This is a genomic window from Prochlorococcus marinus str. MIT 0919, assembly GCF_027359375.1.
Taxonomy (GTDB): Bacteria; Cyanobacteriota; Cyanobacteriia; order PCC-6307; family Cyanobiaceae; genus Prochlorococcus_D.
On sequence record NZ_CP114779.1, the window covers coordinates 950,346 to 964,453 of the forward strand.

The following is a 14,108-nucleotide window of genomic DNA, read 5'->3' on the forward strand; positions in this document are numbered from 1 at the left end:
TTAGTCAGGTTTCTGGTTCGATTGTGCTAGTAAGACCTTTTGCCTTTAAAGATTCAGAATAAAATTCTGCAGGTTCTAAATCACAAACAATTACAAGTCCCACGCCTGTATTGTGAGCCTCAAGCATGACTGCCATCGCATCTTGCTCACTTAATTGAGGAACAACTTCACGCAAAGTATTTACTACATATTCCATTGAGTTGACAGGGTCGTTATGCAATAAGACCTTATATCGAGGAGATTTATTCCTCACAGTCTCTTGCTGCTTTTCAATGACTGCCGCCCCGCCAGGGTTACGTCCTGGAGTTTCCACCATCATCAAAGTGGTTTAGTTATTACTAATTTACGAGCCTTCATACCACTTAGACAAAATATCTTTCAAATACTAGTGATCCGATGCATAGCTTCGTTAACATTTTTCCTACTATTAAATGCTGAAAGACGCAAGTAACCTTCTCCTGCTGCTCCAAAACCACTCCCAGGTGTCCCTACAACATTTGCCTTATTTAACAAATGATCAAAAAACTTCCATGAATCCATTCCGTCTGGAGTTTTTATCCATACATAAGGTGCGTTCTCTCCTCCATAAACATTTAAACCAATTGTTTCTAGGTGTTTCTTAATTAATCCAGCATTTTCCATATAAAATTTGACAAGTTTCGATACCTGCAATTGGCCCTCTGGGGAGTAAACGGCCTCTGCCCCTCTTTGAACGATATAACTAACTCCGTTGAACTTTGTACTTTGCCTTCGATTCCATAAAGACCACAAATCTACAAGTTCTCCATTCGAATCTGTGCCCCGTAAAGATTTTGGGATTACTGTGAAAGCACATCTTGTACCAGTAAAGCCAGCATTTTTAGAAAATGATCTAAATTCAATTGCACAATCTTTTGCGCCTTCAATTTCATAGATTGAGTGAGGCAATTCAGGGTTTTGAATAAAAGCCTCATAAGCTGCATCAAAAAGAATTAGAGCATCATTTTGCTTTGCATAATCAACCCAAAGACTCAATTGTTCTTTGGTTGCTATCGCACCAGTTGGATTATTAGGAAAGCAAAGGTAAATCAAGTCCACAGGCTCGAAAGGAACTTGGGCTTCAAAGCCATTCGATGCATTAATAGGTATATAAGTCAGCCCTTGATATTGCCCAGATGATTCAACAGAACCTGAGCGACCTGCCATTACATTACTATCTACATACACAGGGTAAACAGGGTCTGTTACTGCAACTCGATTGCTCTCACCAAGTATATCCAAAATATTGCTGCTATCACATTTAGAGCCATCAGAAACGAAAATTTCTTCGGCATTGATATCACAATCTCTAGCTTGATAATCAAATTTAGAGATTGCTTCTCTTAGCCATAAATATCCCTGCTCAGGACCATAGCCATGAAAACCAGACTCAGTGCCCATTTCTTCTATGGCTAATTTCATTGCAGAGCAACAAGCTTCAGGAAGAGGTTGTGTTACATCACCAATCCCAAGCTTAATAAGATCTACCTTTGGATTAGTAATCGTAAATTCATTAACTCTTCTAGAAATCTCAGGAAAAAGGTAGCCTGCCTTTAGTTTTTGATAATTGCTGTTGATCTTAAACACTAGATAAATTTAAGTAACCCTTTGCATCCTGCTATGAAATAGGTACCTATGTAGATAAGAAATACATACCATGTAGATATAAAAACGCTTTTTTACCTTGACGACTGTCTCTACAAGTAAGTGCGAAAAATCATCTCGACTTGAACCAATTGACTTTCAGAGACTTTTGGATCCAAATATTCATAAGCCTGCACAATATATGGGACATGAGCTTGGGGTGAAAACAAAAGATTGGAAGTCAAACAATATTCGTTGGGTATTAAGTTATCCCGAGCTTTATGAAGTAGGCGCCAGCAATTTAGGTCATATCATCCTTTATTCAATATTAAACAATATTCCAGGGCAACTTTGTGATAGAGCATATTTACCCGAAGTTGATTTCGCTCAAAGACTGAGAGAAAGAGAAGTTCCTTTATTTGCAGTCGAATCTCGCATCCCCATTAAGGAATTTAATGTGCTTGGTTTTAGTCTTAGTTATGAACTAGGAGCAACCAATATTTTAGAGATGCTTGATCTTGCTGGTATACCTATTTATGCAAAGAATCGATCTAACCTTGCCTTTAGTGAAATTAATTCCCACCCATTAGTTTTCGCAGGAGGTCCTACAGCAACAAGCAATCCTGAACCTTATGCAGAATTTTTTGATTTTTTTGCACTAGGTGATGGAGAAGAGCTTTTACCTGAGATTGGATTGGTTTTATCAGAATGCAAGAAATCAAATCTTCAGCGTTCAGAATCACTAATTTTACTCTCTGAGTTAAAAGGAGTCTATGTACCCGCTTTATACAAACTCAAAGAAAATTCCAATTTAGTTGAACCAATACATTCATCTACGCCGCAAAAAATAAAGCGACGTGTATCAAAACCAATTCCTCATTATGGGATGGGATTGGTGCCAAATATTGAAACAGTGCATGACAGACTAACAATCGAAATTAGAAGAGGCTGTACGCGTGGATGCCGTTTCTGTCAACCTGGAATGCTAACAAGGCCTGCAAGAGATGTTGAACCGACTGAAGTAATAAATGCTGTAGAAGAAGGGATGAAAAAAACTGGCTACAGCGACTTTTCTCTTTTATCTCTTAGCTGCAGCGACTATCTATCATTACCTGCAGTGGGTGTTGAACTGAAAAATCGTCTTGCTGATAGAAATGTCACCTTGCAATTGCCTAGTCAAAGAGTAGATAGATTTGATGACAACATCGCCCATATTCTCGGAGGAAACCGTAAAGCAGGACTTACTTTTGCGCCAGAAGCAGGGACTCAAAGACTCAGGGATATAGTCAACAAAGGGCTAACAGATGAGGAGTTGCTTAATGGAATTCGTGAAGCAATGCGAAATGGTTACAAGAAGATCAAGCTTTATTTCATGATTGGGTTGCCAGGGGAAACGGATTTTGATGTTATTGGCATTGCAAAAACTTGCGAATCTCTTCAAAACAAATGCAAAGACCTTGGACATTTGAATTTGAAAATAACAATTAGCAATTTCACTCCTAAACCGCATACTCCTTTCCAATGGCATAGTGTTTCAACAGTTGAGTTCCATAGAAGACAAAAACTTTTAAAAGAAGCATTTTTCTCACTTCGAGGTATAAAAATAAATTTCACTGATATAAGAATTTCTTCTATTGAAGATTTTCTTGGCCGGGGAAATAGAAGATTAGCGCCTGTTATAGAGGAAGCCTGGAAAGCCGGAGCTGGAATGGATGCATGGTTTGAATCGCAAGAGCGCGCATATCAAGCATGGTCACATGCAATTAAGAATGCAGGACTTGATAAGCATTTTAGAAATCTTGAAATGGGTAATTGGAATGAAGCAAAAACATTTAAGAAGGAAGAATTAATCGATTTCTGCTCACAATCTCTACCTTGGGACCACATTGATACTGGAGTAGAGAAAACATGGCTTATGCAAGATTTACAATTAGCATTAAAAGAAATTGTAGTAGATGATTGCTCATTTAATGCATGCAGCAGTTGCGGAGTATGTGGTTCTGAGTTAGGCCATAATCAAATCGCAAAGCCCCCTGAAATTCCCTTACAGAAAAAAAGTCAAGAAACTAAATCAGAAAAGAATTGTCGGATAAGACTAAAATTTACAAAAACGAACCCTATGCATCTTATAAGCCATTTAGATCTATTGAGATTATTAGAAAGAGCATTAAGAAGAAGTCAACTCCCTGTTAGCTATTCCCAAGGTTTTCATCAACTTCCTAGATTGCAAGTTGCACTCGCACTTCCACTAGGGATAGAAGCTGAAGGTGAGTGGATGGATATTGATTTCCATGAAGATATTGAACCAAAAGTGATAAAGCAAGTAATGCAAAAGTTTCTGCCTATAGGAATCAATTTACTTAATGCAAATAAAATAACAATAAACAAAACTAGTCTTTCTCAGGAACTATCTGAAGCTATTTGGTCTTTTAATTTAAATTTAACTTCAGGAAGACAAATACCAATAGATAAATACCAAGAAGCTATAAATTATATTTCAAATAAGAATAGACTTGAATGGTGTGATCTTGATAAAAAAGGTAGAAAGCGTGCAAGGAATTTTAAGCCTGAATTAAAAGACCTTTTTATAAAGCAAAGTATCAATGAAAAAAATACATCTAATTCTCTAAACAAAATAAAACTGCAATTAAATACATTTATCAGTCCTCAAGGTACAAGCATCAAACCAAGCTATATAAAGCACTGGATAGAAGAATATTTAGAAGAGCCTTTAGAGATAACAGAACTGAAAAGGGATCAATTGGTCTTAAAAAGATGCTAAAATAATAAAAGGGTTAGTAAAAGGCTCCTCCTGAGCTTACAACCTTAGTTTTTAGGAAGGAAGTTGTAGTTCTCTCCTTATTGAGCCTGGTTACTTTAACCAGGCAGACTCTCGAGCAAAGTCTCAGTTAAGAGGTTCTTTCTATTTCTTCCAAAGATCTTTGGTCATTATTTTTATCTAGCTCATCGCTGCAATACTGCAAGTTTTGAAAGAACTTAGCTAAGCAGAATTATCACTTTTGATTAAATGCCGCAGAAAGTTGTCATCGCAGAGCAACTGCGCATAGCAGCCTTGCTTACCGATGAGCGAGTAGACGAGTTAATCGTCGCCCAAGGTCGCTACCAAATTGGCGACGTATACCTAGGAACAATAGAAAATGTCCTGCCTGGTATAGATGCAGCATTTGTAAATATTGGCGCAAGTGAAAAAAATGGCTTTATACATGTAACAGATTTAGGTCCATTAAAGAAAAAAAAGAATGCTGCAGGCATTACTGAATTATTAGAGCCACGACAAAAGGTTCTAGTACAAGTAATGAAAGAACCAACGGGTACTAAAGGGCCAAGACTGACAGGAAATCTTGCTTTACCTGGAAGATATCTTGTCCTGCAACCCAATGGGCAAGGGGTGAATATTTCTCGTCGAATTAACTCTGAAAATGAACGAAACCGGCTAAGAGCTTTAGGTGTCTTAGTTAAGCCTCCAGGAACAGGCCTGCTAATGCGTTCAGAAGCAGATGGTGTAAACGAAGAGTTATTAATTACAGATCTAGAGAATCTTTTAAAGCAATGGGAATCAATACAACAAGCGGCAGAAAATTCCTCTCCACCTATACTTCTAAATAGAGAAGAAGACTTTGTAAATAGAATACTTAGAGACCACTCTAGTCCTGAGCTTTCCAAGATTATTGTAGAAACTTCTAAAGCAGTCGAACGAGCTAAAAATTTCCTAGGTTCTCATACAAATGTAATTGTTGAATGTCATGATCAACCCATAGACCTGCTAGAGCATTATAAAATAAATGCCGCTATTTTTAATGCTCTAAAGCCAAGAGTAGATCTCCCTTCAGGTGGATATATAATAATTGAACCTACAGAAGCTCTAACAGTTATAGATGTCAACTCGGGTTCATTTACAAGCTCTGCCAATTCAAGAGAAACAGTACTTTGGACAAATTGTGAAGCAGCTATCGAAATAGCAAGACAACTAAAATTAAGAAATATTGGAGGAGTCATTATTATAGATTTTATTGATATGGATTCCAGAAGAGATCAACTTCAATTATTAGAGTATTTTTCATCAGCAATTAAAGATGATAAATCTAGGCCCCAAATAGCACAGCTCACTGAGCTTGGATTAGTTGAACTAACAAGAAAAAGACAAGGGCAAAATATCTATGAGTTATTTAGCAAGCCATGTTCTAATTGCAATGGGTTGGGACATACTCCTGAAATACCTATCAAAGAAGAAATACAGCCTTTGGCTTCTATTGGAGGTTTAATACAAAAAGAAGAATCATCTAAAAAATTTCAGCCTTTGAAAGAAGTTAGCAAGGGTAAGAATATTGAGTCTGCCCAAATTAATGACGCTATAAGTTCTCAAAATAATTCAGAAGTTAATAATCAAGAAAATGAATTAGAGCAAAATTCTATAAAGCAAGAGCCAGATCTAATTGCAATTAAAATGAGTCAAGATGAAGAATATGTATTTAGTTCTTTAGGAATAAATCCTACATTATTATTAGATAAAGATCCAGAAAATGAAAATTTATTAGTTCATATAGTTAGGCCTGGAGAAGATGAGAAAATCATCCTTGACGAAGCCAAGCAAAGAATTACTTCTATTGGTAATAAACGAAAAAAGAAATCTAAAAATGTAGTTAATAGAGCATCCAATAAATCTAACTTAGAAACCCTAGAATCAAGCAATAAGGAAACGGATAATAATTCTACTTTTGCGACAGAAGAACCGTCAAATGAAAAGCTAATGCATAAAGAAGATACTATTCAGAAAGAAGTTATTGAGCAAGAAGGTATTGAGCAAGATGCTGCTAAAAAAGAAGCTATTGAAAAAAAAGATGTAACTCAAAAAGAAAACTCAAGAGAATTAGAAGATCCTGTTCAAAAAGAAGCTGAAGCTGAAGCTGAAGATCCCCGAAGACGCAGAAGAAGGTCTTCAGCAACGTAATGCATAATTTTGGATAAAGAAAGGCAAAAAGTTATAGCTGGCATAGATGAGGTTGGCAAAGGATGTCTATTTGGTCCAGTTTTTGCTTCTGCTGTTGTATTAAAAAGTTCAACAGAACAAGAATTGCTAAATGCGGGACTAAAAGATAGCAAGAAGCTATCAAGTAAAAAAAGAGGCCTGCTAGTTCCTTTGATTAAAAGCCTTTCGGCAAGTTGGGCAATTGGTCAGGCATCCGCAAGAGAAATAGACCTCTACGGAATTCGGCGCGCAACAGAGAAAGCAATGCTTAGAGCAATCGATGGTTTACTGATGACGCCAGAGCTTCTATTGGTAGACGGACCATTACCTATTCGCTTATGGGCAGGCCAACAAATCAACTTAATTAGAGGTGAAAGCAAGTCACCTTCGATCGCGGCTGCAAGCGTTTTAGCCAAAGAAGCTAGAGATGTTTTAATTAAACGTTTAGCAATAAAAATTCCTAAATATAGCCTTGAAACAAATATGGGGTACGGCACTAAGGACCATAGAAAAGCTTTAAGAGAACTTGGGACTACAGATCTTCATAGAAAATCTTTTCTCAGCAGAATTATCTCGTAAAAGAATATTTTGTATTGAACAAGGTGTTAATTTTCAGTGCACCAGAGTGCAAAATCTTGAACTAATTGCTGACCCACCCTTGCTTTTATACCAAGTAAAATTCCGTTTAAAATAGATTGACCAGTTGATTCAAGGATTTTGGATGGAACAAATTTCAATAAAGGTGGTTGACTAACCGTGACACCTAAATGAGCAATCCCCTCCAAACCATTTGATGAGGCAGTAAGTGTCGCATCAAGCATTAATTCAAAATCATCAACCAAGCCCAATCCATCTAAGGTGCTATCAGTTGCACTCATCTGCAAAGTGTTTTCAGTATTAAGAACTGCTATAGAAACAATTGGATTAACTTCCAACTGAAAAACCTTAAAGCTTGTCACTGTATAGCGATAATTACCATCCCCTAAGGAAATAAGTTTTTTCGAATCAAGCATTGCACCTACAACTCTTTCCTGCTGTAGGAGATAATCAGGAAGTCGCTCTGAATTGTTTTTTACTGGCAAATCTAATTTTTGCCGGGCATCGAAGGCCAGAGGCATAATTGGCAACTGACGCGACATGATCCTATCGACACTCGCACTTTTTTCAACTAATGCCAACTAAAGTGGCCTATCTCGGACCAAAAGGGTCCTATGCAGAAAAAGCAGCTTTTGCGTTGGCAAAGCTAGAAAAACATGATGCTGCAACGTTTTTACCTTGTTTAGGAATCAGATCAGTCATTGAAAATGTTGCAACAAAACATTGTGAAGCAGCAGTAGTCCCCATAGAGAATTCTGTAGAAGGCGGGGTTACAACCACTCTTGATGCACTATGGAATCACCCAAACTTGTTCATAAAAAGAGCCTTAGTAATTCCAATACGTCACGCTCTAATCAGCAATGGCTCTCTCAAAGAAATCTCCGAAGTACTATCTCATCCCCAAGCACTAGCCCAATGCAGTACTTGGCTAAGCACCAATCTTCCAGATGCATTGCAATTGCCTACTAGCTCGACCTCAGAAGCAGTGAGGATGGTCAAAGGAAGTAAATTTCGTGCAGCAATAGGTTCTTCAAAAGCTGCTAGCGAAATAGGAGGTCTTAATCAAGTTGCATATCCAATTAATGATGTACCAGGAAACTGTACAAGATTCGTTTTTTTACAAAATATAAAAAATGAAACGCAAGGAGCAGTAGCTAGCATTGCATTTTCATTGCATTCGAATACTCCAGGATCATTATTAAATGTTCTAAAGTGTATTGCAAATTTAGGATTAAATATGAGTCGGATAGAATCACGCCCTTCAAAAAGAGAACTAGGTGAATATATATTTTTTATCGATATTGAAATAGATAATACATCAAGAGATATCAATGAAAAACTTTGCAAGGCATTAAAACCTCTTTGTGAAAATATAATTAATTTCGGCTCATATGAAAGCACTGAATTGAATTTAGAATCAATTTAACCTCTTGTCCTAAATACTCCAAATCTCATCAACCCGGTCGAAAAAGCCCATTGCATCAATAGAATAGTTGGAACCTCTCTAAGGCCTTGGTATAGCGATTTAGGCCCTAGATCAAAAAACACTTTTGGTCTTCTAATACCCTCTAATATTGAATCTTTCCAAGAAGGAATTGTAAATTTAGTCCAATCTTCCACTTCTACCAAACCTGCAGAGAAAGAACTATTCGACAAATTTTCTTTAAAGCCTTCAATGGAAGAAAAATGAGGATGAGACCATTGATGTAGTAATTGTTCAAGAACCATTTTTTCCATAAATGCAAAACTATTACTACTTTCCTCTCTTCTATTCCAATCAGCTACCGCCAGTATGCCGCCCGGACGTAATACCCTAAGCATTTCGTCTGCATAAAGTTGCTTATCAGGCATATGAGGGCCAGCTTCTACACTCCAGATTCCGTCAAAACTCCCGTTGGAAAAATCAAGATTAAGAGCATCCATAACCTGGAAACTACACATCAAATCATTTGGGGTTAACTGTCTAGCTCTTTGAACTTGCGCATTACTGATAGTTATTCCCAAGACATCAAAATTGTAATCTCTCGCCAAGATCCTAGAACTTCCTCCTATCCCACACCCAACATCCAAAATCCTTGACCCTTTGGGCAACTGATCAAGTCCGCTCCACCTTACCAATTGATGAACAAATTCAACTTTGGCTTGCTGAAAAGAAGTTTGATGAGGTTTTTGATTGTAGTAGCCAAGATGTATATGATCACCCCAAAGTTTCTCTAAAAGTTGATCATTAGTCCAAGAATCATATGCTTTAGAAACACTTTCTTTTGACTTATATTTTCTATTAGTTTTATTCCATAATAGGAATATTAAAAGAATTATTAATAATAAAAGAATCAAACTAAACATCAAGTACTGCTTGCCTCATCTGGGTTTTTCAAAGTATCTTTCAAAGCTGTTCGAGCAGCGAGTTGCTTTCGAGTTTGATCAAGCATCTCATACTCACGAAGAAGTCTTTTTGTAGTATCTTGAATTTCTAATAAATGCTGTTGCTCATTAGCTACGGGGCCCCCCAAATGAGCAGCAATCCAAAATGATAGCTCTCTAGGGATATCAGGCAATTCTTCAGGCAAATTCCTTTCAGAGTCAGTTAACTTTCCAGTAAGGGAAACAACATCTCGTAAAGCAGTTAAAACTTTTTCGGAGAGAATTTTTAATTCATTTTCATTTTCTACGGGATAATCATCTATCCATGTAACTAAAGCTGTATAGAAAGGGGCTTTCCTTGTTATCTCTAAAACTCTAAACCTTTGCTGTCCCAAAGTAATAATGTTACTGCGACCATCTTCTGAAGTTTGATGTTTAATTATTTCCGCACAACAACCAACTTCAGCAAGCCTTTTTGTGTTTGGATCAAATCTAACCACTCCGAAACGGCTATCGGCCTCTAGGACGCTCTTAAGCATCATTCTGTATCTTGACTCAAAAATATGTAATGGAAGGAACTCCTGAGGGAATAAAACAACCTCAGGGAGAGGGAATAACGGTAACTCCCTGACTGCAAGATCTGCCACAGGTAACCTCTCTACTGTAATAATCCTAATAAAATGTTCGGGATATTGAGGTTTTGCAATTTAGAGCTTAACTTCAATGTCTACACCACTAGGCAAATCAAGCTTCATCAAAGCATCTATTGTTTTGGCTGAAGGGTTATAGATATCAATAATCCTTCTATGAGTTCTTGTTTCAAAATGCTCTCTGGAATCCTTATCAACATGAGGGGACCTAAGAACACAATAAATTTTTCTCTTGGTTGGCAATGGGATAGGACCAATAGCAGTAGCAGCAGTATTATCTGCGGTCTCAATAATTTTTTCACAAGAAAGATCAAGCATACGCCTATCAAAAGCTTTAAGGCGGATTCTTATCTTCTGCTGTGCAATAGCCGTTGACATAAGGTTTCCTGCGAGCTTGCTCTATAAGAAGCAATAAAAGTTGATTTTCAAGGTTCAGAAAGAACTTTAAGAAGAACTGGACTTCTTAAATGACCAGCTTTCTAACTCTAAATGATTGCCAGGCAAAAAACCTAGCAATCATTTAGCAAAAGATCATTCAATAATCTTAGACACTACACCTGCACCAATTGTCCTGCCTCCTTCACGGATAGCAAATCTCATCCCTTGCTCAATAGCCACAGGGCAGATAAGTTCTCCAGTCATTTTAATTCTGTCCCCTGGCATAACCATTTCAACATTACTTCCATCATCACCCGTAAAGGCTGTAATTTGTCCGGTAACATCAGTAGTTCTTATATAAAACTGAGGTCTATAACCAGCAAAGAATGGAGTATGTCGTCCGCCTTCCTCCTTCTTTAAAACATAAACTTCGCCTTCAAACTTGGTATGAGGTGTAATAGAACCTTTTTTGACTAAAACCATACCTCTTTCAATATCTTCCTTTTGAATACCACGAAGAAGTAATCCAACATTGTCACCAGCCATTCCTTCGTCTAGCAGTTTCCGGAACATCTCAACTCCAGTAACTGTTGTCAAACGAGTCTCTTTGATGCCAACTATCTCAACTTCCTCACCAACCTTTACTTTGCCTCTTTCGATTCTTCCAGTTGCAACTGTTCCTCTACCTGTAATAGAAAAGACATCTTCTACTGCCATCAAGAAAGGCTTGTCAACTTCTCTTTCTGGCTCTGGGATTGAATCATCCACAGATTTCATCAATTCATCAATCTTCTCTTCCCATTTAGAATCGCCTTCTAAAGCTTTTAGAGCTGAAACTTGAACTACAGGAATATCATCGCCTGGGAAGTCATAACTACTTAGGAGCTCACGAATCTCCATCTCTACAAGTTCAATCATTTCTGCATCATCAACCATGTCACATTTGTTCAAAGCAACAACGAGTGATGGGACTCCGACCTGTTTAGCAAGGAGAATATGCTCTTTCGTTTGTGCCATTGCACCATCAGTTGCAGCAACAACGATAATTGCACCGTCCATCTGAGCTGCACCAGTGATCATATTTTTCACATAGTCAGCATGACCTGGGCAGTCAACATGGGCATAGTGGCGCCCATCTGTTTCATACTCAACATGAGCGGTGTTAATTGTGATACCACGCTCTCGCTCTTCAGGAGCACCATCAATATCTCCATAATCTTGAGCTTGGGCTTGACCCTTTTTAGCTAAAACATTTGTAATAGCTGCAGTAAGGGTTGTTTTGCCATGGTCAACATGACCGATAGTGCCAATGTTGACGTGAGGCTTGTTTCTTTCGAACTTCTCGCGGGCCATTTGTTTAAAGAATCAGGGAAATAATAGTTGATTGTGTAGAGATCAGGAATTGCCCTGATTCTTGGAAATAATCGCTTCAGCGACATTACGAGGAACTTCCTCGTAATTACTGAACTCCATTGAGAATACACCCCGACCTTGCGTCATGGATCGAAGCTGGGTGGCATAACCGAACATTTCAGCCAAAGGCACTTTTGCCTGAACTTTAGATTGTCCTTCATCAATGGACTGTCCTTCAACCTGTCCTCTTCTAGAGGACAGGTCCCCAATAATAGAACCTAAGAAATCCTCTGGGACTTCTACTTCCACTTTCATCATTGGCTCAAGAAGTACAGGATTACATTTTTTGACGCCATCTTTAAAAGCCATTGAGCCGGCAATCTTAAATGCCATTTCTGATGAGTCAACATCATGGAAAGAACCATCTACCATGGTGACCTTGACATCAATCAGCGGGTATCCAGCAAGGACACCAGACTCACATGTTTCTTTCATACCATTAGAGGCTGGACCGATATATTCCTTGGGCACAACCCCACCAACAATTTTATTAACAAATTCAAAACCAGAGCCTGGTTCCCCAGGTTCCATTTCTATAACAACATGACCATATTGACCTTTTCCTCCTGTCTGACGAGCATATTTACCTTCACCTTTAGAGCTTGAACGAATAGTCTCTCGATAGGAAACCTGGGGTGCACCAATATTTGCTTCAACTTTAAATTCTCTCAACATTCGATCAACAAGAATTTCAAGATGTAACTCACCCATACCTGCTATTACAGTCTGGTTGGTTTCTTGATCGGTACTGACTCGGAAAGTAGGGTCTTCTTCTGCTAAGGAAATAAGTGCTTTGGAAAGTTTTTCCATATCGCCTTTTGTTTTAGGTTCCACTGCAACTGAAATAACAGGCTCAGGAATAAATAATGTTTCTAAAACTATTGGATCGTCAGTAGTACACAAAGTATCCCCAGTAGTTGTATTTTTTAAACCCAATACAGCTCCTAAATCTCCAGCTCTAAGCTGATCTACTTCTTCTCTATCATCTGCTTTTAATACAACCAATCGAGAAATACGTTCTTTCGCATCTTTTGTCGAATTCAGAACATAACTTCCCTTTTCCAATACTCCGGAGTACATCCTCACGAATGTCAGCTTCCCATAGGGATCTGCCATAACCTTAAAAGCTAATGCGCTAAATGGTTCGGAATCATCAGAAGGACGACTGGCTTCCTTACCATTAGGCAAAAGACCTTGTATGGGTGGTACATCTACAGGTGCAGGAAGATAGTCAACTACTGCATCAAGAACTAATTGAACCCCTTTATTCTTAAAGGCAGAACCACATAACAAAGGAACCAAACCATGTTTTAAAACTCCTTCTCGAATCCCTCGTTTTAATTGTTCTTCAGTAAGTTCTCCATTCTCGAGAAAGTGTTCAATTAATTCTTCATCATTCTCTGCAACTGTTTCCATTAACTTAGCTCTCCATTCAGCTGCCTGAGATGACATATCTGAAGGAATTTCTGCCTCCTCAATATCTGTGCCTAAGTCATTTTTGTAGATATATGCTTTATTTCCGACAAGATCAATAATTCCCTTGAGCTCTCCTTCAGCACCTATTGGCAATTGAATTGGTGCAGCATTTGCTTTCAATCGATCTTTAATTTGTTCATAAACCTTTAGAAAATCTGCCCCAGTTCTATCCATCTTATTTACAAAGACCATCCTAGGGACTGAATATCTATCAGCTTGGCGCCAAACGGTCTCAGACTGGGGCTGGACTCCGCCTACTGCACAAAAAACTGCTATCACACCATCGAGCACCCTCATTGACCTTTCGACCTCGATAGTGAAGTCAACATGGCCAGGAGTATCAATAATATTGATCCTGTGATCCTGCCAACTCGTTGAAATAGCAGCGGCTGTAATCGTGATACCTCTCTCTCTCTCCTGAGCCATCCAATCAGTAACTGCTGCACCATCGTGCACTTCACCAATTTTGTGAACAACTCCTGAATAAAAGAGAATCCTTTCAGTAGTAGTGGTCTTTCCAGCGTCTATGTGCGCTGCAATACCAATATTTCTTACTCGTTCTAAAGGAAAGGGGCGAGCCACAATCAACGCTCCGTAGGAATATTAAAAAAGGGGATGTGACTCTACAGGTCAGCAGGCAA

The 14,108-nt window shown here is 38.3% G+C and carries 12 protein-coding genes; 4 read left to right on the plus strand and 8 right to left on the minus strand.

Annotated features, from left to right (window positions below; genetic code table 11):
* Nucleotides 1-4: 4 nt before the first annotated feature.
* Both clpS and O5635_RS05340 read right to left on the minus strand, forming a co-directional pair.
* Nucleotides 5-319, minus strand: a complete 315-nt coding sequence (gene clpS / locus O5635_RS05335) for an ATP-dependent Clp protease adapter ClpS (protein ID WP_036900587.1) — start codon at nucleotides 317-319, stop codon at nucleotides 5-7.
* Nucleotides 320-378: 59 nt separating this feature from the next.
* Nucleotides 379-1,605 carry an LL-diaminopimelate aminotransferase gene (locus O5635_RS05340; protein WP_036900588.1) on the minus strand — a complete coding sequence of 409 codons (1,227 nt, stop codon included), beginning with the start codon at nucleotides 1,603-1,605 and terminating at the stop codon, nucleotides 379-381.
* A gap of 97 nt (nucleotides 1,606-1,702) precedes the next feature.
* Between O5635_RS05340 and O5635_RS05345 the strand changes: the two genes are divergently transcribed.
* The 3 genes from O5635_RS05345 to O5635_RS05355 all read left to right on the plus strand — a co-directional run bounded on the left by O5635_RS05345 (nucleotide 1,703) and on the right by O5635_RS05355 (nucleotide 7,168).
* Nucleotides 1,703-4,384: a TIGR03960 family B12-binding radical SAM protein gene (locus tag O5635_RS05345; RefSeq protein WP_269607146.1), complete on the plus strand. Its 2,682-nt coding sequence runs from the start codon at nucleotides 1,703-1,705 to the stop codon at nucleotides 4,382-4,384.
* A 246-nt stretch (nucleotides 4,385-4,630) separates the two neighbouring features.
* On the plus strand, nucleotides 4,631-6,571 hold the full coding sequence (locus O5635_RS05350) for an Rne/Rng family ribonuclease (protein ID WP_036900589.1): 1,941 nt from the start codon (nucleotides 4,631-4,633) through the stop codon (nucleotides 6,569-6,571).
* A 9-nt stretch (nucleotides 6,572-6,580) separates the two neighbouring features.
* Nucleotides 6,581-7,168 (plus strand): ribonuclease HII, encoded by a 588-nt coding sequence (locus O5635_RS05355; RefSeq protein WP_152557254.1) that lies wholly within the window; start codon nucleotides 6,581-6,583, stop codon nucleotides 7,166-7,168.
* Nucleotides 7,169-7,194: 26 nt separating this feature from the next.
* On the opposite strand, the gene O5635_RS05360 is transcribed toward O5635_RS05355, so the two are convergent.
* Nucleotides 7,195-7,707, minus strand: coding sequence for a DUF1997 domain-containing protein (locus O5635_RS05360; RefSeq protein WP_036901051.1), 513 nt, complete (start codon nucleotides 7,705-7,707; stop codon nucleotides 7,195-7,197).
* A 53-nt stretch (nucleotides 7,708-7,760) separates the two neighbouring features.
* Here O5635_RS05360 and pheA point away from each other — a divergent pair, with 53 nt between their 5' ends.
* The gene (gene pheA, locus O5635_RS05365) at nucleotides 7,761-8,612 is read left to right on the plus strand and encodes a prephenate dehydratase (RefSeq protein WP_036900591.1); all 852 of its coding nucleotides are present in this window, start codon (nucleotides 7,761-7,763) and stop codon (nucleotides 8,610-8,612) included.
* On the opposite strand, the gene O5635_RS05370 is transcribed toward pheA, so the two are convergent.
* The 5 genes from O5635_RS05370 to fusA form a co-directional block, all read right to left on the minus strand.
* The gene (locus O5635_RS05370) at nucleotides 8,609-9,532 is read right to left on the minus strand and encodes a methyltransferase domain-containing protein (protein WP_036900592.1); all 924 of its coding nucleotides are present in this window, start codon (nucleotides 9,530-9,532) and stop codon (nucleotides 8,609-8,611) included. The two genes, pheA and O5635_RS05370, sit on opposite strands and share 4 nt — an antisense overlap.
* A complete protein-coding gene (locus O5635_RS05375; protein WP_036900593.1) occupies nucleotides 9,532-10,197 on the minus strand; it encodes an LON peptidase substrate-binding domain-containing protein in 666 nt (221 codons plus the stop codon). Before O5635_RS05375 ends, O5635_RS05370 begins: the two co-directional genes overlap by 1 nt.
* A 60-nt stretch (nucleotides 10,198-10,257) precedes the next feature.
* Nucleotides 10,258-10,578, minus strand: coding sequence for a 30S ribosomal protein S10 (gene rpsJ, locus O5635_RS05380; protein WP_036900594.1), 321 nt, complete (start codon nucleotides 10,576-10,578; stop codon nucleotides 10,258-10,260).
* A gap of 153 nt (nucleotides 10,579-10,731) precedes the next feature.
* Nucleotides 10,732-11,931 (minus strand): elongation factor Tu, encoded by a 1,200-nt coding sequence (gene tuf, locus O5635_RS05385; protein ID WP_036900595.1) that lies wholly within the window; start codon nucleotides 11,929-11,931, stop codon nucleotides 10,732-10,734.
* Between the two features lie 42 nt (nucleotides 11,932-11,973).
* The gene (gene fusA / locus O5635_RS05390; RefSeq protein ID WP_036901054.1) at nucleotides 11,974-14,049 is read right to left on the minus strand and encodes an elongation factor G; all 2,076 of its coding nucleotides are present in this window, start codon (nucleotides 14,047-14,049) and stop codon (nucleotides 11,974-11,976) included.
* Nucleotides 14,050-14,108 lie beyond the last annotated feature (59 nt).

Coding starts and splice junctions, on each gene's coding strand:
- rpsJ (WP_036900594.1), bottom strand. CDS start 10,578: ATGTCAACGGCTATTGCACAGCAGAAGATAAGAATCCGCCTTAAAGCT.
- clpS (WP_036900587.1), bottom strand. CDS start 319: ATGATGGTGGAAACTCCAGGACGTAACCCTGGCGGGGCGGCAGTCATT.
- tuf (WP_036900595.1), bottom strand. CDS start 11,931: ATGGCCCGCGAGAAGTTCGAAAGAAACAAGCCTCACGTCAACATTGGC.
- O5635_RS05360 (WP_036901051.1), bottom strand. CDS start 7,707: ATGCCTCTGGCCTTCGATGCCCGGCAAAAATTAGATTTGCCAGTAAAA.
- O5635_RS05350 (WP_036900589.1), top strand. CDS start 4,631: ATGCCGCAGAAAGTTGTCATCGCAGAGCAACTGCGCATAGCAGCCTTG.
- pheA (WP_036900591.1), top strand. CDS start 7,761: ATGCCAACTAAAGTGGCCTATCTCGGACCAAAAGGGTCCTATGCAGAA.
- O5635_RS05370 (WP_036900592.1), bottom strand. CDS start 9,532: ATGTTTAGTTTGATTCTTTTATTATTAATAATTCTTTTAATATTCCTA.